Source organism: Heliobacterium mobile (assembly GCF_009720735.1).
Lineage (GTDB): Bacteria > Bacillota > Desulfitobacteriia > Heliobacteriales > Heliobacteriaceae > Heliobacterium > Heliobacterium mobile.
This window is the reverse complement of record NZ_WNKU01000009.1, coordinates 1-22,400: the sequence shown is the minus strand read 5'-3', so window position 1 is coordinate 22,400 and position 22,400 is coordinate 1. Positions and strand designations below refer to the sequence as shown.

At 49.4% G+C, this 22,400-nt stretch carries 19 protein-coding genes; 14 read left to right on the top strand and 5 right to left on the bottom strand.

The annotated features are described in order from the left end of the window. Position 1: 1 nt before the first annotated feature. The 8 genes from arcC (at position 2) to sugE (ending at position 12,429) form a co-directional block, all read left to right on the top strand. Positions 2 to 952 (top strand): carbamate kinase, encoded by a 951-nt coding sequence (arcC, locus tag GJ688_RS09330; protein ID WP_155476288.1) that lies wholly within the window; start codon positions 2 to 4, stop codon positions 950 to 952. Positions 953 to 1,095: 143 nt separating this feature from the next. After that, positions 1,096 to 2,478 carry a dihydropyrimidinase gene (gene hydA, locus GJ688_RS09325; RefSeq protein WP_155476287.1) on the top strand — a complete coding sequence of 461 codons (1,383 nt, stop codon included), beginning with the start codon at positions 1,096 to 1,098 and terminating at the stop codon, positions 2,476 to 2,478. Between the two features lie 15 nt (positions 2,479 to 2,493). Beyond that, entirely contained in the window at positions 2,494 to 5,055 is a 2,562-nt protein-coding gene (xdh, locus tag GJ688_RS09320; protein WP_155476286.1) for a selenium-dependent xanthine dehydrogenase, read from the top strand. Between the two features lie 140 nt (positions 5,056 to 5,195). After that, a complete protein-coding gene (gene yqeC / locus GJ688_RS09315) occupies positions 5,196 to 6,623 on the top strand; it encodes a selenium cofactor biosynthesis protein YqeC (protein WP_155476285.1) in 1,428 nt (475 codons plus the stop codon). Between the two features lie 421 nt (positions 6,624 to 7,044). Next, a complete protein-coding gene (locus GJ688_RS09310; RefSeq protein ID WP_155476284.1) occupies positions 7,045 to 8,397 on the top strand; it encodes an NCS2 family permease in 1,353 nt (450 codons plus the stop codon). Between the two features lie 338 nt (positions 8,398 to 8,735). Beyond that, positions 8,736 to 10,079, top strand: a complete 1,344-nt coding sequence (locus tag GJ688_RS09305; protein ID WP_456237462.1) for a 5'-deoxyadenosine deaminase — start codon at positions 8,736 to 8,738, stop codon at positions 10,077 to 10,079. Positions 10,080 to 10,090: 11 nt separating this feature from the next. Next, positions 10,091 to 11,806: an adenine deaminase gene (gene ade, locus GJ688_RS09300; protein ID WP_328597346.1), complete on the top strand. Its 1,716-nt coding sequence runs from the start codon at positions 10,091 to 10,093 to the stop codon at positions 11,804 to 11,806. A 299-nt stretch (positions 11,807 to 12,105) separates the two neighbouring features. Continuing rightward, complete coding sequence (gene sugE, locus GJ688_RS09295) at positions 12,106 to 12,429, top strand: quaternary ammonium compound efflux SMR transporter SugE (RefSeq protein ID WP_155476282.1); 324 nt, start codon at positions 12,106 to 12,108, stop codon at positions 12,427 to 12,429. A gap of 91 nt (positions 12,430 to 12,520) precedes the next feature. Here sugE and GJ688_RS09290 read toward each other — a convergent pair whose 3' ends face one another. Next, complete coding sequence (locus GJ688_RS09290) at positions 12,521 to 13,762, bottom strand: LysM peptidoglycan-binding domain-containing protein (protein WP_170291833.1); 1,242 nt, start codon at positions 13,760 to 13,762, stop codon at positions 12,521 to 12,523. 348 nt (positions 13,763 to 14,110) lie between these two features. Here GJ688_RS09290 and rarD point away from each other — a divergent pair, with 348 nt between their 5' ends. Both rarD and GJ688_RS09280 read left to right on the top strand, forming a co-directional pair. Beyond that, complete coding sequence (gene rarD, locus GJ688_RS09285; RefSeq protein WP_155476280.1) at positions 14,111 to 15,034, top strand: EamA family transporter RarD; 924 nt, start codon at positions 14,111 to 14,113, stop codon at positions 15,032 to 15,034. 146 nt (positions 15,035 to 15,180) lie between these two features. Then, positions 15,181 to 15,720 carry a ferritin-like domain-containing protein gene (locus tag GJ688_RS09280; protein ID WP_155476279.1) on the top strand — a complete coding sequence of 180 codons (540 nt, stop codon included), beginning with the start codon at positions 15,181 to 15,183 and terminating at the stop codon, positions 15,718 to 15,720. A 76-nt stretch (positions 15,721 to 15,796) separates the two neighbouring features. On the opposite strand, the gene GJ688_RS09275 is transcribed toward GJ688_RS09280, so the two are convergent. Further along, positions 15,797 to 16,630 (bottom strand): MBL fold metallo-hydrolase, encoded by an 834-nt coding sequence (locus tag GJ688_RS09275; protein ID WP_155476278.1) that lies wholly within the window; start codon positions 16,628 to 16,630, stop codon positions 15,797 to 15,799. A 202-nt stretch (positions 16,631 to 16,832) separates the two neighbouring features. Here GJ688_RS09275 and GJ688_RS09270 point away from each other — a divergent pair, with 202 nt between their 5' ends. Next, positions 16,833 to 17,516 (top strand): DNA alkylation repair protein, encoded by a 684-nt coding sequence (locus tag GJ688_RS09270; RefSeq protein WP_155476277.1) that lies wholly within the window; start codon positions 16,833 to 16,835, stop codon positions 17,514 to 17,516. On the opposite strand, the gene GJ688_RS09265 is transcribed toward GJ688_RS09270, so the two are convergent. Then, entirely contained in the window at positions 17,513 to 17,683 is a 171-nt protein-coding gene (locus tag GJ688_RS09265) for a hypothetical protein (protein ID WP_155476276.1), read from the bottom strand. The genes GJ688_RS09270 and GJ688_RS09265 overlap by 4 nt on opposite strands. Before the next feature lie 269 nt (positions 17,684 to 17,952). On the opposite strand from GJ688_RS09265, the gene GJ688_RS09260 reads away from it, so the two are divergent. Then, positions 17,953 to 18,105 carry a hypothetical protein gene (locus tag GJ688_RS09260; RefSeq protein ID WP_155476275.1) on the top strand — a complete coding sequence of 51 codons (153 nt, stop codon included), beginning with the start codon at positions 17,953 to 17,955 and terminating at the stop codon, positions 18,103 to 18,105. Between the two features lie 44 nt (positions 18,106 to 18,149). Then, complete coding sequence (gene dmpI / locus GJ688_RS09255) at positions 18,150 to 18,341, top strand: 4-oxalocrotonate tautomerase DmpI (protein WP_170291832.1); 192 nt, start codon at positions 18,150 to 18,152, stop codon at positions 18,339 to 18,341. 159 nt (positions 18,342 to 18,500) lie between these two features. Here the strand turns inward: dmpI and GJ688_RS21550 are convergent, their stop codons facing one another. Further along, a complete protein-coding gene (locus GJ688_RS21550) occupies positions 18,501 to 18,746 on the bottom strand; it encodes an STAS domain-containing protein (protein WP_170291831.1) in 246 nt (81 codons plus the stop codon). Positions 18,747 to 19,202: 456 nt separating this feature from the next. Between GJ688_RS21550 and GJ688_RS09245 the strand changes: the two genes are divergently transcribed. Then, positions 19,203 to 21,038, top strand: a complete 1,836-nt coding sequence (locus tag GJ688_RS09245; RefSeq protein ID WP_155476272.1) for a UbiD family decarboxylase — start codon at positions 19,203 to 19,205, stop codon at positions 21,036 to 21,038. Between the two features lie 209 nt (positions 21,039 to 21,247). On the opposite strand, the gene GJ688_RS09240 is transcribed toward GJ688_RS09245, so the two are convergent. Beyond that, positions 21,248 to 22,132, bottom strand: coding sequence for a VOC family protein (locus tag GJ688_RS09240; RefSeq protein WP_155476271.1), 885 nt, complete (start codon positions 22,130 to 22,132; stop codon positions 21,248 to 21,250). Positions 22,133 to 22,400: the final 268 nt, after the last annotated feature.

Genomic DNA, 22,400 nt, shown 5'->3' with positions numbered 1-22,400 from the left:
TATGAAACAACTGGCTGTCGTAGCGATCGGCGGCAACTCGCTCATCATCGACAACGCCCACCAAGCGGTGGAAGATCAATATCGTGCGGTCTGTGAAACGGCGAACCATATTGCCGGCATGATTGAACAAGGATACGAGGTCATCATCACCCACGGCAATGGTCCGCAGGTCGGATTTATCCTCCGGCGTTCTGAAATTGCCTGTGAAGTGGCAGGTATGCACCATGTCCCCCTCGTCAGCTGCGGCGCCGATACACAAGGAGCCATCGGCTTTCAGATCCAGCAGGCCATGGACAACGAATTCAAAAAGCGTGGCTTGACCAAATCAGCCGTCACCATCGTCACCCAAGTGGCCGTCTCCCCGGAAGACCCGGCCTTCCAAAAACCGACCAAACCGATCGGATCCTTCTACACGGAGGAACAGGCACAAGCGCTTTGCAAAGCTCATCCTGACTGGGTCATGGTCAACGATGCCGGACGGGGATACCGCCGGCTCGTTCCCTCACCGAAGCCGCAGCAGATCATCGAAAAAGATGTGATCCGCATGTTAGCGGGTCAAGGCTACTGTGTCATCGGTGTCGGCGGCGGCGGAATCCCTGTCGTGCCCCAAGATGACGGTACTTTCAAAGGAATCGATGCGGTCATCGACAAAGACTTTGCCTCCAGCCTCCTGGCCTCAGAGATTGACGCGGACGTGCTGATCATCTCGACGGGCGTGCCGAAAGTGTACATCAATTACGGAAAACCGGACGAGAAACCCCTCGATAAGGTGACCGTGGCGGAACTAAAGCAGTATGTCTCCGAGAACCACTTTGCCCCTGGCAGCATGCTGCCTAAAGTGCAGGCGGTCATCGACTTCCTTGAGCGGGGCGGCAAAAAAGCCATCATCACCAACCCCGAGTCCTTGGAAGAAGCGGTCGCGGGAAGAACAGGCACCCACGTGTATCCTTAAAGCAAAAAGGTGAACTTGGGGTAAATCGGTGTGTAATGACTCTCGATTCATCCATGTGTTCCTTAAATCTCGTTGAGACTGCGCCCGCCTGAACCGGGCGAAGTGCAGTCTCTTTCCCTTTCGTTAGAGAAAGGAGGGGGAGAATGGGTCTTGTGCTTCGCGGCGGGACTGTCGTGACCGCCTTGGAAACCTACCCGGCCGATGTTCGCATCGACGGCGAACAGATCGGGATGATCGCCCAGCATATCGAACCGACGGCTGCAGACCAGGTGCTCGATGTAACCGGCAAATATCTGCTTCCAGGCGGGATCGACGCTCACACTCACTTTGACCTACCCTTCGGAGACATGTCCACTGCCGACGATTTTGAAAGCGGCAGCCGGTCCGCCGTCATGGGCGGGACGACGACGGTCATCGATTTCGCCACCCAATTCCGCGGTGAGCCCCTGACAGAGGCGCTCGAAAACTGGCATGATAAAGCTCGCGGCAAGAGCTATTGTGACTACGGTTTTCACATGGCCATCTCGGACTGGAAGCAGGGTATGACGGCCCAGATGGAGGAACTGGTCCGAAAGTCGGGCGTCACCTCCTTCAAGCTGTACATGGCCTACAAGGGAAGCATGCAGGTCGACGACGGCGTACTTTTCGATGTATTGCGAAAAAGCGGCGAGATGGGAGCTCTAGTCTGCCTGCACTGTGAAAACGGTGATGTAGTCAATCTTCTCGTTCAAGAAGCCAGAGCACAGGGAAGGACAGCGCCGTCGACCCATCCATTGACACGACCGCCCGCTGTCGAAGAGGAAGCTGTCGCCCGGGCCATCGCGCTGGCGAACATGGCCAAAGCGCCCTTGTACATCGTCCACTTATCGACTCGCGGTGCCTTAGAAACGGCAGAACGAGCCCGGAAGCAAGGCGCCTGTGTCTATATAGAAACGTGCCCGCAATATTTGCTTCTCGATGATCGTCGCTACGAAGGCGAAAGCTTCGAGAGCGCCAAATACGTCATCTCTCCGCCATTGCGTTCACCTGAACATGGCGAAGCCTTATGGGAAGGAATCCGGCGAGGCGCCGTGGATACGATCGCCACAGATCACTGCTCCTTTAATTTTCAAGGCCAGAAAAGTCTGGGCCGGAACGACTTCAGTAAAATCCCCAACGGCATGCCCGGCGTCGAACATCGACTGGGGCTGCTCTACAGCGCTGGTGTCGTCCCCGGGAAAATCAGTCTCAACCAATTCGTCTCCCTCACAGCGACCCGCCCAGCCCAATTGTTCGGAATTTTCCCCCGTAAGGGAACGATTGCTGTCGGTTCCGACGCAGACATCGTCTTATGGGACCCTCAAGCAACGAAAGTGATCGGAAAAGAAAATCATCACTGCCATGTTGACTATGAACCTTACGAAGGATTTTCCCAAACCGGCTTGCCTGTCCATGTGTTCCTCCGGGGACGGCAGATCGTCCGCGATGGCAAACTGTTAGACTCTGCGCCAGGAGGCCGGTATCTCTTCCGGAAACCGCTAAAATAAAGAAGGAGATGCTGTATGCATACCATCCATGTAAACGGCGCGGTCCACAGTGTCACCGATGATGGAAATCTGCTCGAATTTTTGCGGGATACGCTCCACATCACTTCGATGAAAAACGGTTGCGGCGAAGGGGCCTGCGGTGCCTGTATGGTCCTCATCGATGGGAAAGCCATGCGGGCCTGCCTGTACACGCTAGCCAAGGTGGACGGAAAAAGGATTTTGACCGTCGAAGGCCTCTCCGAAGAAGAAAAAGAAAGCTACGCCTGGGCCTTTGCCGAAGCCGGTGCGGTGCAGTGCGGATTTTGCATTCCCGGCATGGTCATCAGTGCCAAAGCGTTACTCGATAAACAGCCGAATCCGACGAACCAGGAAATCAAAACGGCCTTACGGGGCAATATCTGCCGCTGTACAGGCTATGTCAAAATCGAAAAAGCTATCGCCATGGCGGCCAAAGTGCTCCGGGGCGATATGATGATACCTTCCAGTGACCCCCATTCCGGGATCGGTTTTAACACCAACCGAGTCGACGCTCACGAAAAAACACTCGGCACGGGCCAGTATGTGGACGATCTTCACGTAGAGGGAATGCTCTACGGTTCCGTACTGCGGACAAAGATGGCCCGGGCCTACATAAAACAGATTGACATTTCAGCAGCCCTTGCGCTGCCCGGCGTGGAAGCGGTGCTCACCGCTAAGGACGTGCCGGGACAGCGCCATTGGGGGTTCATCTTCAAAGATTGGCCAGCATTGATCGCCGAAGGAGAAGAGACGCGCTATATCGGCGATGCCTTGGCCATCGTAGCCGCCAAAACGAAGCGAATCGCCCGAGAGGCTCTGCGCATGATCCAGGTGGACTATGAAGAGCGGGAACCGGTAGTGACGCCGGCAGATGCCTTGGCTCCCGAAGCCCACCAGATCCATGAAAAAGGGAATCTCCTCTCGACAACAAAAGTTCGCCGCGGGAATCCGGAAGAGGCTTTGTCCCGCTCGGCCCATGTGGTCACCCACCGCTATACGACCCCAGCGACAGAACATGCCTTTTTGGAACCGGAGAGCGCCCTGGCTGTCCCCGGAGAAGAAGGTGTCCTGACCGTCTACGTGACCACTCAAAGCGTCTACAAAGACCAGCAGGGAATCATGGCGATCCTCGATTTGCCTGCCGATAAAGTGCGGGTCATCAGCAAACTCGTCGGCGGCGGTTTCGGCGGCAAGGAAGATCTATCGGTCCAGCATCATGCGGCATTGCTCGCTTATAAAACGGGAAAACCGGTCAAATTGACCTTAACGCGCCAGGAAAGCATCCATGTCCATCCGAAACGGCATGCCATGGAGGTAGAACTCACCACCGGCTGCGACGACGATGGAAAAATAACGGCCATGATCGCGCGGCTCACTGCCGATACAGGTGCCTATGCCTCCCTAGGTCCAGCCGTGCTGGAGCGGGCTTGCACCCACGTAGGCGGCCCCTACCATGTGCCCAACGTCGACATCACCGGCCTCTGTGTCTATACCAACAACCCGCCAGCCGGGGCTTTTCGCGGATTCGGCGTTCCGCAATCCTGTTTCGCCTGTGAAGGCAACTTAGACTTGCTCGCGAAAAAGACCGGTCTATCGCCCTGGGAAATTCGTTATCGCAATGCTCTAGAACCGGGTATGACGAACGCCACCGGACAAATCGCTGACGAGGGCACCGCCATCAAAGAAACCCTGTTGGCTGTCCGGGAAGTCTACGAAGCCCACCCTTACGCCGGGATCGCCTGTGCTCTAAAAAATACAGGTATCGGCGTAGGCAAACCTGATGTGGGCCGGGTCAAGCTGCAAGTCAAAGAGGGAAAGGTACGGATTCTGACGAGTGCGGCCTGTATCGGGCAGGGGTTGGCCACCATCGTAGGACAGATCGTCTCAGAAGTGACCGGCTTACCCCTCGATCAACTGGAACTCGTCGCACCGGATACGTCGGAGACCCCTGATTCAGGGACCACCACCGCCTCCCGGCAAACCTTGTTCACCGGTGAAGCAGCCCGACAGGCAGCCTCGGCACTGGTGCAGGGATTAAAAAGCGCCTCCTTAGAGGAACTGGAAGGACGCGAGTTTTTCGGTGAATACCACGGCGTCACCGACCCTCTCGAATCGCCGAAGCCCAATCCGGTGAACCATGTGGCCTTCAGCTATGCCACCCACGTCGTTCTCTTGGACGATCAGGGCAAGGTCACCAAAGTCATCGCCGCCCATGACGTGGGCCGGGCCATTAACCCGAAAGCGATCGAAGGCCAGGTGGAGGGAGCTGTCGCCATGGGCCTTGGCTACGCGCTAAGGGAGGATTTTCCGCTCAACCAAGGGGTTCCACAGGTCAAGTTCGGTACGCTCGGCTTGTTCCGTTCTACAGATATGCCTGAAGTAGAGACCATCTTGATCGAAAAGAACCCGTCGCCGCTAGCCTTCGGCGCTAAAGGAGTCGGCGAGATCGCTACCATCCCCGTAGCCCCAGCTGTTGCCTCAGCCTATTTCCGGTTTGACAAACAGCTTCGCTTTTCCTTACCCTTAAAAGGGACCGCTTATGACAAGGGACGAAAATAGATAACTCGCGTTCCTGCAACGTTAACGATGTGCAATTTTGTTGTGCAATTTTTAAGGACTTCCATTCCACCGATGGTATCGAGTTCGACCTAGCTCTATTCTCGATTACTCACGGCGGGGGCTGAAGGAGAGGTTATCTTATGAGAGATAGCTGCACCGGCAGTTACGATGTAAAAAGCAAGTGGGTCGCTACGGCTGCCCGCTTGCTTTCCCCGTTTCCGGCGATTGTGGCCTTGGTAGGCGGCGGCGGGAAAACGACACTGCTTTATGCCTTGGGGCGATACCTGCATCAGTCAGGAAAACGAGTGCTCCTATCGACGACGACGAAAATGTACCCACCAGAAGCGGGACAAGCGTCCCTATGGCTAGGTTCGGAACCACCGCCGGGTGACTCGCTTTACTTATGGGGTAGGGGGATAAGTCCGGAAGGGAAAGTGGAAGGCCTCGACGCCGGTCTTTTTTCAACCTTAACCAATGATTACGATGTCATTCTAGTGGAAGCTGACGGAAGCCGAGGCCTCCCCTTAAAAGTTTGGGGGCAGGGAGAACCGGTGCTTCCTTCGGGAGTTACCGATATCTTCTGCTTGGCCTCCTTGCAGGCATTCGGAAAGCCTGTCCAGGATGTGCTGCATCGAGCCGAACTGGCTGATGAGTTTTTTGCACTGCCGGAGCAGGTGGATCTGGAGCTATGGAATGCTCTTCGTCAGTATCATGAGAGGACACTGAGGCAGCTTGTCGACTATGGCGTAACGATTCGATTGATCGATCGCGGTTCCCCGGCCCTATGGCGGAAAGTCTGTGACGAATCCTACTCCGCTTATCTATGGAGCGAAGCGGACGGATGTTTCCCTCAAAAGAGCATTCGGATAACCGGAAAAAAAAATAAACAAAGATTTGAAGTAAGCAAAGCAAAAAGATTCAGCCGTAGAGGGGACTCAAAGGGAAAAGTCACGAAACAGGATATTTCTATCGTCGCTGTCGTTCTAGCCGCCGGCCGGGCGAGTCGTTTTGGCGGGGGAAAACTCCGGGCATCTTTGGCCGGGCGTCCACTCTTGGCTTGGACACTGCGGTTAGTCAATTCCATCCCTTTTTCATCACGGCTAGTCGTCACAGGCGCCGACTCTGATGTAGAGGAACTGGCCAAGAAATATGGTCATACCGTGGTAATGAACCAGGACTGGCAGAAGGGAATGGGAACTTCATTAGCGACGGCTATTCAGGCGCTGCAGTCTTCCGGTAATGAAGCGAATATCGATGGGGTGCTCTTCTTTTTAGGAGATATGCCTTTGATTCGGCGAAAAACAGTGAGTTACTTGCTGCAGCAGATTCGTTCAACCAAACCAGATATCGCCTATCCGACATTCCGAGGGAAAAAGGGCCATCCCGTCTATTTTCATCGCCAATGCTTTCCTGCCTTGTTCTCTTTGGCAGGAGATGAAGGCGGTCGCCAACTGATGGCGCAGTTTCCCGATCATCTAGCCGTACCTGTCGATGATGAAGGAGTGCTCACTGACGTAGATAGTCAAAAAGCATTGGAGGCGGTCCGTGTGAGATTAAACAGTCAGTGAAAAATTACGTTAAAAGCAGTCTCAATATTATTTGGTAAGCTCAAAATGAGATCACAAGAGCTGCCGCAGGTACAGAGGTTTTGTGATTCGAGATTACAAGTGCTATCTCAAAATGAGTCAGACAGCCTCCTGACTTATTTTTGATGAAAAAAGCTTGTAACTTCTTTTCTCTACATAGGGCGGACAAAAGAGAAGGCCCCTCAAATATCTTTGCATCGGTACCCCCCTAAACAGCTTGGCACGATTATTGCATTAGCCTAAATGTTGTGAACGTTCGTGCAATAACTGTCGCTACCGGCCAATCGTTGAATGAGGGGGGATTTTTTCCGGGGACGTACGTTGCCTCCGCGCAAGGTTGTGATCGTTCTTGCATGGGTAGTTGCCTATTCCCAGTGAAAAAAAGAGTAGAGGAGGATTTTCTATGTCCACCAAAGTATCCACCTCAGCCCCTGTTGAGAAAGGCCTAATGGACAAGCTCTTTCATCTTTCGGCCAAAGGGACCGATGTAAAAACAGAGATCCTCGCCGGCGTGACCACCTTTGTGGCCCTCGCCTATATCATCTTTGTCAACCCCAATATCCTCGCTGATGCAGGTATCCCCAAAGAGGCCGCCATTGCGTCCACCATTTACGCGACCGTCGTGGCCACTTTGCTGATGGGCCTTTGGGCCAACTTTCCCATCGCTGTTGCGCCGGGCATGGGTCTGAACGCCTTTTTTGCCTATTATGTCTGCGGTGTGCTCGGCCTTCCCTGGCAAACGGCCCTGGGTGCTGTATTCTTCTCCGGTTTACTGTTCTTAGTGCTAACCCTTGGCGGGGTCCGTCAAGCGATCATCAAAGCTGTACCGATGAACCTAAAAAGCGCCATCGGTGTCGGGATCGGCCTTTTTATCGCTTTTATCGGACTGAAAAACGCGGGTATCATCATCGCTGATAAAGCTACCTTTGTCGCCGTCGGACACTTGACGGCTCCAGAACCGTTCCTCGCCTGCATTGGCATGATCCTCACGGCAGTTCTCATCGCCAGAAATGTAAAGGGTGCTATGCTCATCGGGATTCTCGGCACGACTCTGCTCGGAATGATTGCCGGTGTCGTAACCATCCCCAAGGGAATTGCCGACATCATGAGCTTTACCCTGCCGAGCGTCGGTCCTACGTTGCTGCAATTGAACATCGCCGGTGCGTGGCAGTACGGCATCTTTTCGATCATCTTTACCTTTACCATCGTCGAACTTTTTGACAACATGGGAACCTTGATTGGCTTAACACGCAAGGCCAATTTGATGGATGATCAAGGCAATATCGAAAACATTGACCGTGCTCTCACCACCGACGCGGTAGGGACCCTCTTTAGCGCTATCTTTGGCACATCGACGGTGACTTCCTATGTGGAAAGTGCTGCAGGCATCGCCGAAGGCGGGAAAACAGGATTGACGGCTTTGACGGTTTCCGCCTTATTCCTGATATCGCTGGTCTTCGCCCCGCTCATCGGGATCGTCCCCGGCTTTGCCACCGCCCCAGCGCTCATTCTGGTCGGTGCCATGATGCTCGCCGAAATCAAACATGTCAGTTTTGACGATTTCACCGACGGCGTCCCGGCCTTCCTAACGGTGATTATGATGCCCCTGACGTTCAGTATCGCCAACGGATTTGCTTTCGGCTTCATCAGCTATACCTTCTTAAAATCCCTGACCGGCCGGTTCAAAGAAGTGAGCATTTTTATGTGGCTCATCTCCTTCGCATTCCTCATCAACTTCTATATGCGTCTTCACTAGCCCGGGTATATTCCAACCCTCCCAGGAATCGCAGTAAATGATAAAATGATAGAGTCTCCTCTTCGGATGTCGTTACAGGCGGAGTTATCTCCTATGTAAGGACAAGCTGGGAAATCCGGTGTGTCGGCGACCTATGCAAAAGCCAAAGGTTGTCGACACACCCTGTTTTCCCTGTGCTGTATGATCATAGTTTACAGCACAGATGAAGTGGCTCAAGACTGCCTAATTCTGTCCGAAGATTGCCGCTTGACTTCTAAGTCCATATTGCCTAATGGCGGAATGCCAAGGACTGTCCGGTGAATCCCCAGAGACTCTTTGGTGACGGAGTAATTGCGGAGGTGAGCGCCTTGTCTCTGTTAATTAAAAACGGAACGATCGTGACGATGAACCCAAACCGAGATATCCTCACAGGCGATATTTATATTGAGGGAAATCGGATCACCGCCATCGGTGATAATTTACCCCATCAGGCGGGACGGACCATCGACGCCGCGGGAAAAGTGGTCATCCCTGGTTTGATTCAGCCGCATATTCATCTATGTCAGACCTTATTTCGTGGACAAGCGGACGACTTAGAACTGCTCGACTGGCTCAAGTTAAAGATCTGGCCCTTGGAAAGCGGTCATGATCCGGAGTCGATCTACTATTCGGCTATGCTCGGCACCGGTGAACTGATCAAAGGCGGCACGACAGCCATCGTTGATATGGCTACGGTGAACCATACGAATGAAAACTTTCAGGCCATCTATGACAGCGGTATCCGGGCTATTTCCGGAAAGTGCATGATGGATCTGGGCGACGAGGTTCCCGAACCGATGCGGGAAAAAACGAGAAATTCCATCGACGAGAGCCTCCGCATGCTGGAAAAATGGCATGGAAAAGGGAATGGACGCATACAATACGCCTTTACGCCCCGGTTTGCCGTGTCCTGTACGGAAGAACTGCTCCGAGAAGTGGTCAGACTGGCCGAACAGTACCGGGTGATGATTCACACACACGCTTCGGAGAATAAAGGCGAAGTCGAATTCGTATATCAGATGAGCGGGATGCGCAATGTCCTGTACTTGCAAAAACTGGGCTTGACGGCGCCAAACCTCATCGTAGCTCATTGCATTCATCTAGACGAAGAGGAAATGGAAACCCTCGTCCAAACACAAACCAAAATCGCCCACTGCCCCAGTTGTAACTTAAAGCTGGCCTCTGGGTTCGCCAAGATTCCAGAACTACTCGACCGGGGTGCTTATGTATCGATCGCCGCCGATGGCGCACCTTGCAACAATTATCTCGATGGATTTATCGAAATGCGCATGGCTGCCCTGATCCAAAAGCCTTTTTACGGGCCGAGAGCGATGCCGGCGCCGAAGGTCTTTGAGTTGGCCACGATCGGCGGGGCTAGAGCGATGGGATTGGAAGCGGAAATCGGCAGCGTAGAAGTCGGCAAAAAGGCAGACTTGGCGATCATCAATCTGGACGAATTGCGGACGACACCGCAAAAAGGGGTCAACATATATTCGCAACTGGTTTACCAAACCCAGAGCTCCCAGGTCGAGACGACCATTGTAGATGGAAACATCCTCATGGAGAACCGCGTGCTGAATGGGATGGATGAAAAAGAAGTCCGGCGAAAAGCTAACGAAAGTCTCGAGCGGGTCGCCAAACGAGTGGGCATATCGATCGCCTAGAGGTGAGAACGGTGAAAAAGCCGGTAAAAGATCTGATAGCCGTGGCAAATGGAGAAAGACCAGCGGATCTAGTCTTAAAAAATGCGGAAATCTTCAATGTCTTCACAGGTGAATTCGAACGGGGAGACATCGCTCTCGTCGGGGGATACATCGCTGGGGTGGGCGACTATTCCGGCGAGGTGGAATACGACTGCTCAGGCCGGTACGTGACACCGGGCTTTATTGACGGTCATGTTCATATCGAAAGCTCCATGGTGAGCCCTAGCGAGTTCGCTCGAGCCGTGGTCCCCTTGGGAACAACGACGGTCATCGCCGACCCTCATGAAATCGCCAATGTAGCCGGCCGAGAGGGTATCCGGTTTATGCTGGATTCGTCGGAACAGATCCCTTTGAACGTCTATTTGATGCTCCCGTCGGCGGTACCGGCAACGACATTGGAAACGTCCGGTGCGATCTTGAATGCCTCCGACTTGGCCGAATTCCTTGACCACCCGCGGGTCCTCGGTTTGGGTGAGATGATGAATTTTCCCGGACTCTTATCAAGAGATGAACAAGTGGTCGCTAAACTGGAAATGGTAGGGGAAGGGGTCATCGACGGCCACGGGCCTACCTTGACCGGCAAAGCTTTGAACGCCTATATCGCAGCGGGAGTCCGTTCGGATCACGAATGTACCACTGCTGCAGAAGCGTCGGAACGGTTGTCCAAGGGTATGGTGGTGATGCTGCGGGAAGGATCGGCAGCCAAAAACCTTCTCGATCTCCTGCCGGCCGTAAAACCGGAAATGTCCAGGCGTTGTATCATGGTGACCGATGACCGCCATCCTGACGATCTAATTCAATTGGGCCATATCAACCAAATGGTGAAAATGGCCGTCGACGCCGGAATCGATATCGCAACGGCGATCCAGATGGTCACGATCAATACGGCCACCTATTTCCGACTTCATGACTTAGGTGCGGTAGCTCCAGGCTACCGGGCCGATTTGCTCGTCTTTGATGATGTAACGGACTGGAAGCCCCATGCGGTCTTTAAGGCAGGAAAAAAAGTGGCCGAGAAGGGGCAGCCTCTCTTTGAGAAGACACTGATACCAGGAACACCAGTCCACCGCTCGCTCCATATCGGTGAACTTACTTTAGAAGATTTACAAGTGCCGGCACGATCCGTGATGGCTCGTGTCATCGAATTGGCACCCCGGCAAATCTTCACTCGAGAGCGGATCATGGCTGTCCCTGTCCGGGACGGACGGTTTGTGGCGGCTCCGGAAGAGAACCTGCTCAAACTGGCCGTCATCGAGCGGCATAAACAGACCGGTAATGTTGGCGTCGGTTTTGTCTATGGCTTAGGGATGCGCATCGGGGCCATCGCCTCCACCATCGCCCATGACTCTCATAACCTGGTCGTCGCTGGTGCTACCGATACAGATATGTTGCTCGCCGTCGAGGAAATCAAGCGCATTGAAGGAGGTTTGGCTATCGTGGCCGATGGACGAGTCCTCGGTTCATTGCCCCTTCCCTTAGGCGGTTTAATGTCGGAGGGGGATATTTACGAGGTGCGGGTCAAGCTGAACGAATTACTCCACATCGCTCGGCAGTTGGGCGTTCATCGGGAGTACGACCCGTTCCTGACGCTGGCTTTTCTCAGCCTCCCCGTCATCCCCGAATTGAAGCTGACCGATAAAGGGCTCGTCGACGTGCGACAGATGCAGTTGGTACCGGTATCCCTATAAGTGAGAAGCCAATAGCAAAACGTGCCTAGACTCTCTGTTACTTTCGGTTGGACCGACGCAGGCAATTCCAAGACAGCTTATATAGGAAGAGCGACTCAAGAAAAGTATTTCAGAATTGCGTTTCCGAAAGTGTGTTTTAGAAAGAGTCTATTAGAAAGAGTAAGACCCGGGAAGCTATCTCTATGGATATCTTCCCGGGTCTTACTACGGTTTCTTAGATATAGATAGACTTTTCGATTCAGATAGGGAAGACTTTTTTGTAAGGAAGGGATTTGTTTTAGAAGCGAGGTGGCCTGTATATGGCATGGACCTATCTAGTTATCGCGGGGATCTTCGAGGTGGTGTGGGCCATCGGGCTCAAATATTCCCAAGGGTTTACCCAGCTATATCCGTCTTTGATCACGGCGGCAGGGATGGCTGTTAGTTTTTATTTTCTAGCCCTGGCGTCGAAGACCCTGCCGATCGGGACCGCTTATGCCGTATGGACAGGTATCGGGGCTGTAGGTGCCGTCATCCTAGGAATCGTCCTTTTTCAAGAACCTCGAGACTTCCCTCGAATGGTCTTTCTTGCGATGATTCTAATAGGGATTATTGGACTGAAATTTACCAGTGCTAGTTCCTAGGATAAGATTTGCTGGTAATAAAGCAAGATAAAAAGCCCGGCTTGTGGTACACCGGGCTTTGGCACGTGAAGGTATACTTGTGGTTCTCTATTTATTTTCCCGCGGCTTTTTTCACCATATCCGCATGCTGTTTCTGGTAGGCGAGTGAAACACCGCTGCCGTGACCTTTGCTGTTGGATAAGTACAGGTCGATATGACCGTCGACACCGTTATCGGGAATACTGTCGAAGCTGTGAGGCATCCCGGAGAGCGATGCGGCAATGTTCATACCATCCTTATAGACGACGACGGCCCGCGGTGTCCAGGTCCAGCCGCCTGGGAACAGATCCTTGAGGACCGCCGTATCTTTAGTGGTCAAGGGTTCTACATCGCTATGGTTGTATCCGCCCATCATTTTTACTTGAAGGGTTTTATTTGTGAGAACATCAGTGATTTGAAAGCGATCATTTCGCTTAAGCAGATACTGACCGTCTAAAAACCAGTCGACAAGTTTGCCGACGCGGGCGGGTGCTTTGTCCTGGCCGGGCTGAACGGCATAAGCCCGGGGTGCATAGCCCGAAACGGCGATCAGATCATCGGCATCGAGCCAATCCGTCGGGGACATATAGTTATAACGGAGAAGATTTGACGCGGAGACTTGAAATTGTTTTGCCAGCTTATCGACCGTATCACCTGCTCGCACCACATATGTTTTAGCCGGCCAAGAGAGGACTGGTTCAGAGGCCGGTTTTGTAGAGGGTGTAGGCTTTGACACAGGCATCGGCGTGGGTTTTTGTGTGTTTGACGGTGGATTTGTAGGCTTGGTCGACGTTGGGGAGGGTATAGGTTTCGGAACAGGTTTAGGAACATTGGGAAGAGGTTTCGGAGACGTCGATGGGATGGTCGGCTTTGTAGTGGGGTTGGGTGCCGGTGTAGGTTCAGTAGTTTTTATGATGGCGCCCTCTTGGATTTTCAGTACTTGGCCGATTTGGATCTCATCGGAGGTTAGGTTGTTCAATTCCTTTAGGACACTCACGGTCGTCCTATACTTCTGGGCAATTTTCCAGAGGGTGTCACCCGAACTGGTGGTATGTAATCTGGCTTCTCTTAGGTAGAGCGAGTGACCCGGATAGAGAGTCGTCGTTTTTAGCCCATTGAGGGTCTCCAGACGATCGATGCTGACTCCGGTCTTCTGGGCAATTTTGAAGAGACTATCATTCTTTTGAACCCTATAGGTAGCCGAGACAGAAGAAATCAGGGATGTTGGAACAGACGCGGCGAAGGCGGTAGAACTAAAGGTGAGCACAGTCGCGAGGGCAAGTCCTGCAACAAAGGGTGCAGGCGTTTTCTTCATTTGCAACATCCCTTCGTTAAATAGTTTGTTGTTACGTTCAGCGCCATACGTTACATATTTTCGATGGGTCCTTTAAGTTTGAGGGGATAGAAAAGGCCCCTTCTTCGCTAAAGGAGCCTTGTATAAACAATTGCGAATTTTATAAGGTTCACTTACTTTGAGATAGATTTAGTGCTAAACTTAAAAAATACAATGAAATAGGACGTACAGAACGGGCCATAGAAAACGATCCCGGAAAGGTGTTGCCATGCATATCTTTCCGGGTCGTTATTTTTACTCTCAAGAAAAGATAGATAAAAAGCGTAAAGAGACGATGCAGCAACTGCCGCAAAAAGAGAGGAAGCAAAGATGATACAATCAGATGATAAAAAAGCACATGAAAACACATTAACCGGGATCTATTACGCCTTGGCCGCCTATTTATTATGGGGCCTGCTCCCGCTGTACTGGAAGTCCCTCGGAGGGGTTCCGGGAACGGAGATCTTGGCTCACCGAATAGTATGGTCTTTCGTCTTTGTCATGGCCGTTTTGTTTGTTACAGGTCGGTGGGGGAAAATGAAGGAGGCTCTTCGGGAGAAAAACAACCGGTTGCGGCTCATCGCGGGATCGTTGCTCATCAGTGTGAACTGGTTTGTCTACATATGGGCTGTCAACAACGGTCACATGGTCGAAGCCAGCCTGGGATACTATATCAATCCGTTGTTCAATGTGGCCGTAGGGGTGGTTTTTCTGCGGGAGCGATTGAGCCGGGCACAAATCGCGGCTATTGTTCTAGCGGCCATGGGTGTACTTTTTCTGACAGTAAACTTTGGACAAGTTCCATGGATCGCCATGACCCTGGCGATCAGTTTCACCTTGTACGGTATGGTTAAAAAGAAGGTCCTTCTAGAACCGATGGTGGGGCTGGCGATAGAGACGGCGGTTGTCACACCCTTGGCGCTTCTGTACTTGCTCTTCCTTCAGGGGACCGGGGCGTCTGCCTTATCGAATGGGTCTTCGCTGACCGTGATCCTTTTACTCGGTGCCGGGGTGGCTACGGCCATGCCCCTCGTCTGGTTTGCCCAAGGAGCCCAACGAATACCGCTCTCCACGATGGGGTTCATCCAGTACCTATCCCCGACAATAAGCCTGCTCTTAGGTGTCTTTCTGTTTCATGAAACATTTACCACTGTTCACGTCATCAGTTTCGCCTTCATCTGGTCAGGGTTGATAGTCTACTCACTGTCTCACTTGAAACAGATGAGAGACTCAAAAAGAGAGAGCGTCAGTTAATCTCTCAAGGGTCTATCAGAAAAACATTAATATTTGTTGTTTTCGAGAAAAATGAACTATAAAAAAGGTTTTTGGTGCTCTGATAGAGAATTAAAAAGAGCAAATAATCACTTTTGCTATCAAGTGAAATGAAAGGGGTACGCTTAATGGCAAACGGCTCAAGAGAAGAAAGAAGAAACAAGGTTATCGAAGTTTTGAACAAAGCCCGTTCCATGGAATTACAGGCGATTCATCAGTATATGAATCAGCATTACAACCTGGATGGAATGGATTATGGCGAGTTAGCCGCCAATATGAAGCTAATCGCGATTGATGAAATGAGACACGCAGAAGCTTTTGCAGAGCGGATAAAGGAACTGGGCGGCGAACCTACGAGTGAAATATCGGGTAAAATCGAAAAAGGCCAAGAAATTAATCTGATCTATCCTTTTGATGTAGAACGAGAAGAGGACGCCGTCGACGTTTATAACCAATTTTTGTTGGTTTGCAGGGAAAACGGAGACAGCATTACGATGAAGTTATTTGAAACGATTATTGAAGAAGAACAAGCACACCTCAACTATTTTGCCAACATTGATGAGCACCTAAAGAATTTGGGAGCCACCTTCTTGGCACGTATCGCCGGAACTTCAGCGAGTACGGGCCCTTCAAAGGGCTTCACGGTCAAGGCAAACAGCGCCCAATAAGTGAAAGTAAAAACCCTTGCAAACTTTAAGCAAGGGTTTTTCTTTGATGAATTTACCTTCTTCATCATAGCCTGTGTTATTTCTTTTCACAAATGTTGCTAGATGGCATCACCCATGTGGCTCCGATTTCCCGCATGACGACGCGATCCAGTTGTCTTGATGCTGCATGTAAAAAGCGTTGGAGCGGTTCCTCCATGGGCTCTTGGGACAACTTAAAGGTGCTAAAGTGCATGGGGATCACATACTTAGCGCCGATTTCCTCGACCATCTGCCAGGCTTGCTCCGGTGTCGCGTGTCTGGCTTCGAACGGTTTTGGGGAATAGGCACCGATACCAATGATGGCGAGATCGATCGGAGTGCCTGCTAGCTGCGCTTTGAATTTCGGTGTATAGGCGCTATCAGCACCATAGAAGATGTTAACCCCGTTCTTTGATAGCAAAAAGCTGTTGGCTTCCATCTCTTTGTACCAAGGCAACCGTGCACCCCAGTGATTACCTTCGATCGCACGAATACGGACTCCGGAAAGTTCCTGTACATCGCGCCAATGCATTTCGATGACAGACTTAAACGTAAGCCGTCGCCACAGACGAAGAGTGCCTCTGGCCGTAACTGCAATCGTGTGAGGCGATTGCACTTTTCTCAGCGTGGGATAGTCAAAATGGTCTGTGTGTGCGTGAGATACGAGTAGGAGATCGACAGGGCCGAGTTCTGCTGCCGTCAAGGCAGGCGGATGAAACCGTTTGGGGCCGATCGTCGAATTACCTAAGGGCGTGATGCCGATTCGATTTTCTAAGGCTGGATCGATCAGAATTCGAGTACCAAAAAAGTTCATGAGAAAGGTTGCGTGACCGAGCCAAGAAAGGGTGAGATTTTCCTTAGACCAGCTTTTCGGATCGGGGCGTAAATGCATAGTTAATTCTTTTACCTCGCATATCGAAAAATAATCAGTAGAATTCAGTAGGCCGAAGAAGTATCCCTAAGAGAAGTGACCTTTACTTTTGATATCGTCGATGAGAAGGTGATTCATGAGCTATAGAAACCTCGTCAACTTATTGTAAATGATATACTATGGGTTCAGGTTATGACTATCTCACCATTGGAGGGCCTAATCGATGAGTTTTTATGTTCAAGAACTGGTTGCGTTATATTCTCTACACTCAGATGCTGGTTATGCAGAGTGGTCAAAACAATATATGCGATCTCAATTCGACTTTTTAGGTATTCGAAGCCCGGTCCGAAAAAGGCTGATCAAACAATTTATCAAGAGTCACGGCTTACCCGTAAAAGAAGAACTCAAAGCAATCATCGAAACACTTTGGCGACGACCAGAACGGGAATATCAATATGCTGCTATTGAAATCGTAATGTTCGCGAAAAAGAATCTTAGCCCGGAAGATATGCCTTGGTTAGTTCCTCTTCTCATGACCAAGCAATGGTGGGATACGATTGATCTGCTATCGCCACAGATTATGGGCTATATGTTTACTGCTTACCCTCAACTAATTCCAGACTATCCGGATAGATGGATTGACAATGCTGATTTTTGGCTCCAGAGGTCAGCGATCTTATACCAACTGAACTACAAAGAAAAAACAGACGAAAGTCGCCTGTTCCGGTACATATTACAGTGTGCTGGTAGCAATGAGTTTTTCGTTCAAAAAGCAATCGGATGGGCACTTCGCCAATATGCCAGAACATCCCCGGAAAAGGTCCAGGCCTTTGTTTCTACACACCCCCTAAAGCCGCTCTGTCAAAGGGAAGCTTTGAAACACATCGGACATCTAAGATCCGATTAGTCGATTTCAAAAAAAGCTTTATAAGCATTAATAACTCGCAAATAGTTTCTCCTATCAGTGTTTATGTAAGGAACCGTCGAGCCTTTAAAATATCCTTCGATTTCAGCGGCCATAGCAGGTGAAAAGGTATACCCCAAGACTCGTTCGGCAAATTCTACGATGCTCATATGTAGCCACTCCTTCAATGAAACTTGGTCACGAGTAGTCTGATTGATTTGATCGATGACCTTAGTATAGATGACAAATATGTTCGTTTAGTGATTTTCATGTGAACGTTTGATATACGTCGCTGTGGCGGAAACGCTTGGGATACGTTCCATTGTATCGCTGATGTTTAGAACAATTAGGCGATTAAGAAAAACGTTGTAGGGGAGTCGGTGAGTATGGGCGGATTTTTATAGCTTCCTGGGCACCCTAACCCCGGGAGGTGATAGCAATGCCCAACAATTACGATCTGACTTCGGTACCTGGTGGGCCGGTTGACACTGAAAACAATCCGACTAAACAAAACAGGGAACAGAACAACGAAGTCGCCATGAAATTCCCGGGGTTAGAATCGAGTGAGGGACAGAGCAGAGTTTTGAAATAATTATCCTCGGTAGGCGAATACTGTTCAACAGTGGAGGAGTCATCGTGCCTTTCATTCAACTCGAAGCAGGCAAGATAAGCACTGAACAGAAAGAAAAACTCATCGTTGGCTTAACCAAAGTTGCTAGCGAGACATTAGGTATTGCCGAGGACAAGTTCATTGTTCTGCTTAAAGAAAATGATCTTGATAATTGGGGTACCGGCGGGAAAATGCTGAGTAAAGTATTAGGAAGGTAATGAAACAAAGACAGCCCTAAGGTCACACAGCCGGGCTGTTTTTTTGTATCAGCTAAAAAAATCGGTCCAACTTTGCCGTTTGAAAGCAAAACCGTTCATTGACCAGAATCTTCTCGGACCTGGTTCTCAAAAAAGGCGGGATATGTATTTCCATGCCTTTTACTGTACATGAATTATTTTATTTAATTTTGTGTGGGTAAATACGTCTTTAATAAATGGAGATGCTTCAATAATTCTAAATTCTTTTGCGAGGTTGCGCGTGATTTTAAACAATCTAACCAAAACAGATAAACCCGTAGAGTCCATAAATGTTACCTTAGAAAAATCGAATGTTATTTTATGTTTATCTTGCAAAAAATCATCAACAAAATTACAGGAAAAACCGCAATAACGTTGTGTGTTCATCAATGTTAAATTCTCAGTGGGGCAAATGATTAATTCGTCTTCGCGATGAATATATTGAAAAGCTTCAGAGAAAAAGCACTTTAACAGGCAACTTCCCCGAAAGCAACCGTGCCGGCAACGATAGCATGTTGCGTTAATCAAAGTAATCACCTTCATCTATTTTATATTAATAATATCAAAAATTTATTAAAAAACAATTTCACAAACATTGAACGAATTAAATTATGTGTTTTTCATCGGCGCTGGTATGCCACATGATTTAAGGCCGTAACATCGAGTAGGCCGAACTAAAGCCCGATGACAATCCCCCGCCCCCAAAACGCAAAGAAACGCCATCAGCACGCTGTCTCCGAAGAAACATGTCGGTAATAGCGTACCCGGTTTGTTGAAAACATAAGAGTACGATAAAATAACTCTTGTGAAGGGTGAATAAAATCATTAGGGAGCCAGAGAAGTATGTATCGAAATCTAGAAGAGGCGATTGATGATCTAGAAGCGCATGGCCATTTAGTCCGTATTTCTGAAGAAGTAGACCCGTATCTCGAAATGGCCGCGATTCATCTGAAAGTCTATGAGGCGGGCGGTCCTGCCTTGTTATTTGAAAATGTCAAAGGATCAAAATACCGGGCTGTTTCGAATTTATTTGGCACGATCGAAAGAAGCAAATTTATTTTTCGCAAAACCTGGTTAGCCACGCAAAATGTGATTGCCCTGAGGAACGACCCCATCAAAGCGCTGAAAAATCCTATGGCTCATATTCAGTCAGCCTTCGCAGCGGCCAAGGCATTACCGATGAAAAAGTCCTCCTTACCAGCCTCGTTTCAAGAAATCCAAATTGCCGATTTGCCAATGATTCAGCATTGGCCCAAGGATGGGGGCGCCTTTATTACCTTGCCTCAAGTCTATAGTGAAGATCCCGAAAAACCGGGAATTATGAATGCCAACCTGGGAATGTACCGGGTCCAATTGAACGGTAATGAATATGAATTGAACAAAGAGATTGGCATACATTATCAGATCCAGCGAGGCATCGGGGTACATCAAGCAAAAGCCAATAAAAAGGAAGAACCCCTTAAAGTCAGCATTTTCATCGGTGGACCACCTGCTCATACCCTATCGGCAGTGATGCCTTTGCCAGAAGGGCTAAGTGAAATGACTTTCGCAGGCATGCTTGCAGGCCGTCGCTTTCGATACAGCTATGTTGACGGCTATTGTATCAGTCATGATGCTGATTTCGTGATTACAGGTGAAATTCATCCCGGGGAAACAAAGCCGGAGGGACCTTTCGGTGATCATCTCGGTTATTACAGTCTAACTCATGATTTCCCCTTGCTGAGAGTTCACAAGGTCTATGCCAGGAAGAATGCGATTTGGCCATTTACTGTCGTAGGCCGCCCGCCTCAAGAAGATACATCCTTTGGGGCGCTCATTCATGAACTTACAGGGGATGCGATCCCACGAGAGATCCCTGGTGTGAAAGAAGTACATGCTGTCGACGCAGCCGGCGTACATCCCTTGCTTTTTGCGATCGGTAGTGAGCGCTACACTCCTTATCAGCGAGTAAAGCAACCGGCTGAGCTTCTGACGATTGCCAACCGAATTTTAGGGACAGGGCAATTGAGTTTGGCGAAGTATCTATTCATTACGGCGGAAGAAGACCGACCGCTAGATACGCATCGAGAAGTTGATTTTTTAACCTATATCTTAGAACGACTAGATCTGCGTCGTGACATTCACTTTCAAACGAACACGACGATTGATACCTTAGATTATTCAGGGACAGGCTTAAACCAAGGTAGTAAAGTAATTATTGCAGCTTATGGAGATAGAAAAAGACAATTATGCAAGGAGATACCTGAGCCATTAAAAAAACTGCCTGAAGATTTGCCATATTTTAGTGAACCCCGTTTAGTCCTGCCAGGTATCGTGGCCCTTCAAGGTCCCGTTTTTTCAACCTATGAAAAGGCCAAGAAGGAATTAAATGATCTATCTGAAGCGATTCAGAAAAGGGGCTCCATTCCCTCTTGCCCGGTGATCTTGTTATGTGATGACAGTGAATACATCAGCAGCTCAAACAAAAATTTTCTTTGGGTAACCTTTACCCGCAGTAATCCTGCCGTTGATATATATGGTGTAAATGCTTTTTACGCGAACAAACACTGGGGTTGCGACAATATTATCATTGATGTGCGGAGCAAACCGCATCATGCGCCCCCATTAATTCCGGATCCGACTGTGGAGAAAAAGATCGAGCGATTCTTTGGGAAGGGAGCTCCCTTAGTGGACATTTGAGTTGACCTACGAAAGTTAGAGGCTCAGTACAATGGTGTACTGGGCCTCTTTTTTGCTTGGAGTCTCAATTATCATAAATGATCAGGCCATTTTAAACCAGGTAATCGCTGATACGCAGCCCAAATTTGTCCGTTAGGCCAATTCCCCAAAAGGGCAGTAAATACTTAGCCGGAAGAAAAGGGGTTAGGATTATTCTTGATTAAACTATCTCAACTTCCTAAACGTGCTTTTTCTAAGGCGTTTAAATCAAACTTTTTCATTTCTAAGAAGGCCTCAGTAACTCTTCGGATTTCATCCTTTGCACCAGTAAACAGGACATCATTCATGTTTTCCGGGACAATCTGCCATGAAACCCCAAACTTATCTTTTATCCATCCACATTGCTCTGCTTCAGGTACAGCTGAAAGCCTATCCCAGAAGTAATCAATCTCCTCCTGATCTTTACAGTTTATTATGAGTGAAAATGCCTCATTAAAGTTGAAATCTACTTCAAATGCATTATCCATTGCTGAAAACTCAACGTTACAAAGTCTGAAAGCAACATAATTCACCTTTGCCTTTGATGACGCTGCTTCGCTCTCTCCATATCTGCTGATTATTCCTAGTTCTGAATCCTCAAATATTTCGACGTAGTACTTTACTGCCTCTTCAGCTTTCCCACATGATTCATTTGAGAAAAGCAAATTTGGTGTAATCTTTTGAACAGTTTGCCCACTATCGATTAGCATAAGTTGCCAAGACAAACCGTAACGGTCCTGAACCCATCCGTACAACTTACTAAAGGGGTATTCACCAAGTGGCATTAATTCAGTTCCGCCTTCTAATAGAGCTTTCCATTTGGTTTTAACTTCTTCTACGGTGTAGCAAGCTACCATCAAGGAAATAGAAGGGTTAAATCGGAAGTACGGACCTGCACTAATGGCCCTAAATTGGTGCCCCGCCAATTCAAAACTTACAATTTCTGCATCTCCTGAAGGTGTGTTTTCTATAATTGTTGTATTTAATAGTTTGGATTGGTCAAATAAACTGATATAAAACAAAGCCGCTTCTTTAGCTTCCTTGTCATACCATAAATGTGGAACGACTTTCTGCATATTGTCCTCCTTCTTGACACCTTGTACCAGTTATTTTAATCAATAATATCATGATTTAAACGGTATACGCTGAGATATTGAGGTGAGCTCGGCTCTGAATTTATGACCTCCCGCGACAAACCTGGACCAGACTCCGTTTACCTGCGTAATAAATAATCTCATCGTCAACTGTTGAACGCATTTTTAGATAATAACTCAACTTTCGCACACCGAAAAACCCAGTCGAGCCTTGAATTGACAGGGTAAATCAGCAATAAAGTTATCGAAG

Bases quoted from the DNA above. Each gene is read 5' to 3' on its own strand.
- arcC (WP_155476288.1), top strand. From the start codon at position 2: ATGAAACAACTGGCTGTCGTAGCGATCGGCGGCAACTCGCTCATCATC.
- hydA (WP_155476287.1), top strand. From the start codon at position 1,096: ATGGGTCTTGTGCTTCGCGGCGGGACTGTCGTGACCGCCTTGGAAACC.
- xdh (WP_155476286.1), top strand. From the start codon at position 2,494: ATGCATACCATCCATGTAAACGGCGCGGTCCACAGTGTCACCGATGAT.
- yqeC (WP_155476285.1), top strand. From the start codon at position 5,196: ATGAGAGATAGCTGCACCGGCAGTTACGATGTAAAAAGCAAGTGGGTC.
- GJ688_RS09310 (WP_155476284.1), top strand. From the start codon at position 7,045: ATGTCCACCAAAGTATCCACCTCAGCCCCTGTTGAGAAAGGCCTAATG.
- sugE (WP_155476282.1), top strand. From the start codon at position 12,106: ATGGCATGGACCTATCTAGTTATCGCGGGGATCTTCGAGGTGGTGTGG.
- GJ688_RS09290 (WP_170291833.1), bottom strand. From the start codon at position 13,762: ATGAAGAAAACGCCTGCACCCTTTGTTGCAGGACTTGCCCTCGCGACT.
- rarD (WP_155476280.1), top strand. From the start codon at position 14,111: ATGATACAATCAGATGATAAAAAAGCACATGAAAACACATTAACCGGG.
- GJ688_RS09280 (WP_155476279.1), top strand. From the start codon at position 15,181: ATGGCAAACGGCTCAAGAGAAGAAAGAAGAAACAAGGTTATCGAAGTT.
- GJ688_RS09275 (WP_155476278.1), bottom strand. From the start codon at position 16,630: ATGCATTTACGCCCCGATCCGAAAAGCTGGTCTAAGGAAAATCTCACC.
- GJ688_RS09270 (WP_155476277.1), top strand. From the start codon at position 16,833: ATGAGTTTTTATGTTCAAGAACTGGTTGCGTTATATTCTCTACACTCA.
- GJ688_RS09265 (WP_155476276.1), bottom strand. From the start codon at position 17,683: ATGAGCATCGTAGAATTTGCCGAACGAGTCTTGGGGTATACCTTTTCA.
- GJ688_RS09260 (WP_155476275.1), top strand. From the start codon at position 17,953: ATGCCCAACAATTACGATCTGACTTCGGTACCTGGTGGGCCGGTTGAC.
- GJ688_RS21550 (WP_170291831.1), bottom strand. From the start codon at position 18,746: ATGAACACACAACGTTATTGCGGTTTTTCCTGTAATTTTGTTGATGAT.
- GJ688_RS09245 (WP_155476272.1), top strand. From the start codon at position 19,203: ATGTATCGAAATCTAGAAGAGGCGATTGATGATCTAGAAGCGCATGGC.
- GJ688_RS09240 (WP_155476271.1), bottom strand. From the start codon at position 22,132: ATGCAGAAAGTCGTTCCACATTTATGGTATGACAAGGAAGCTAAAGAA.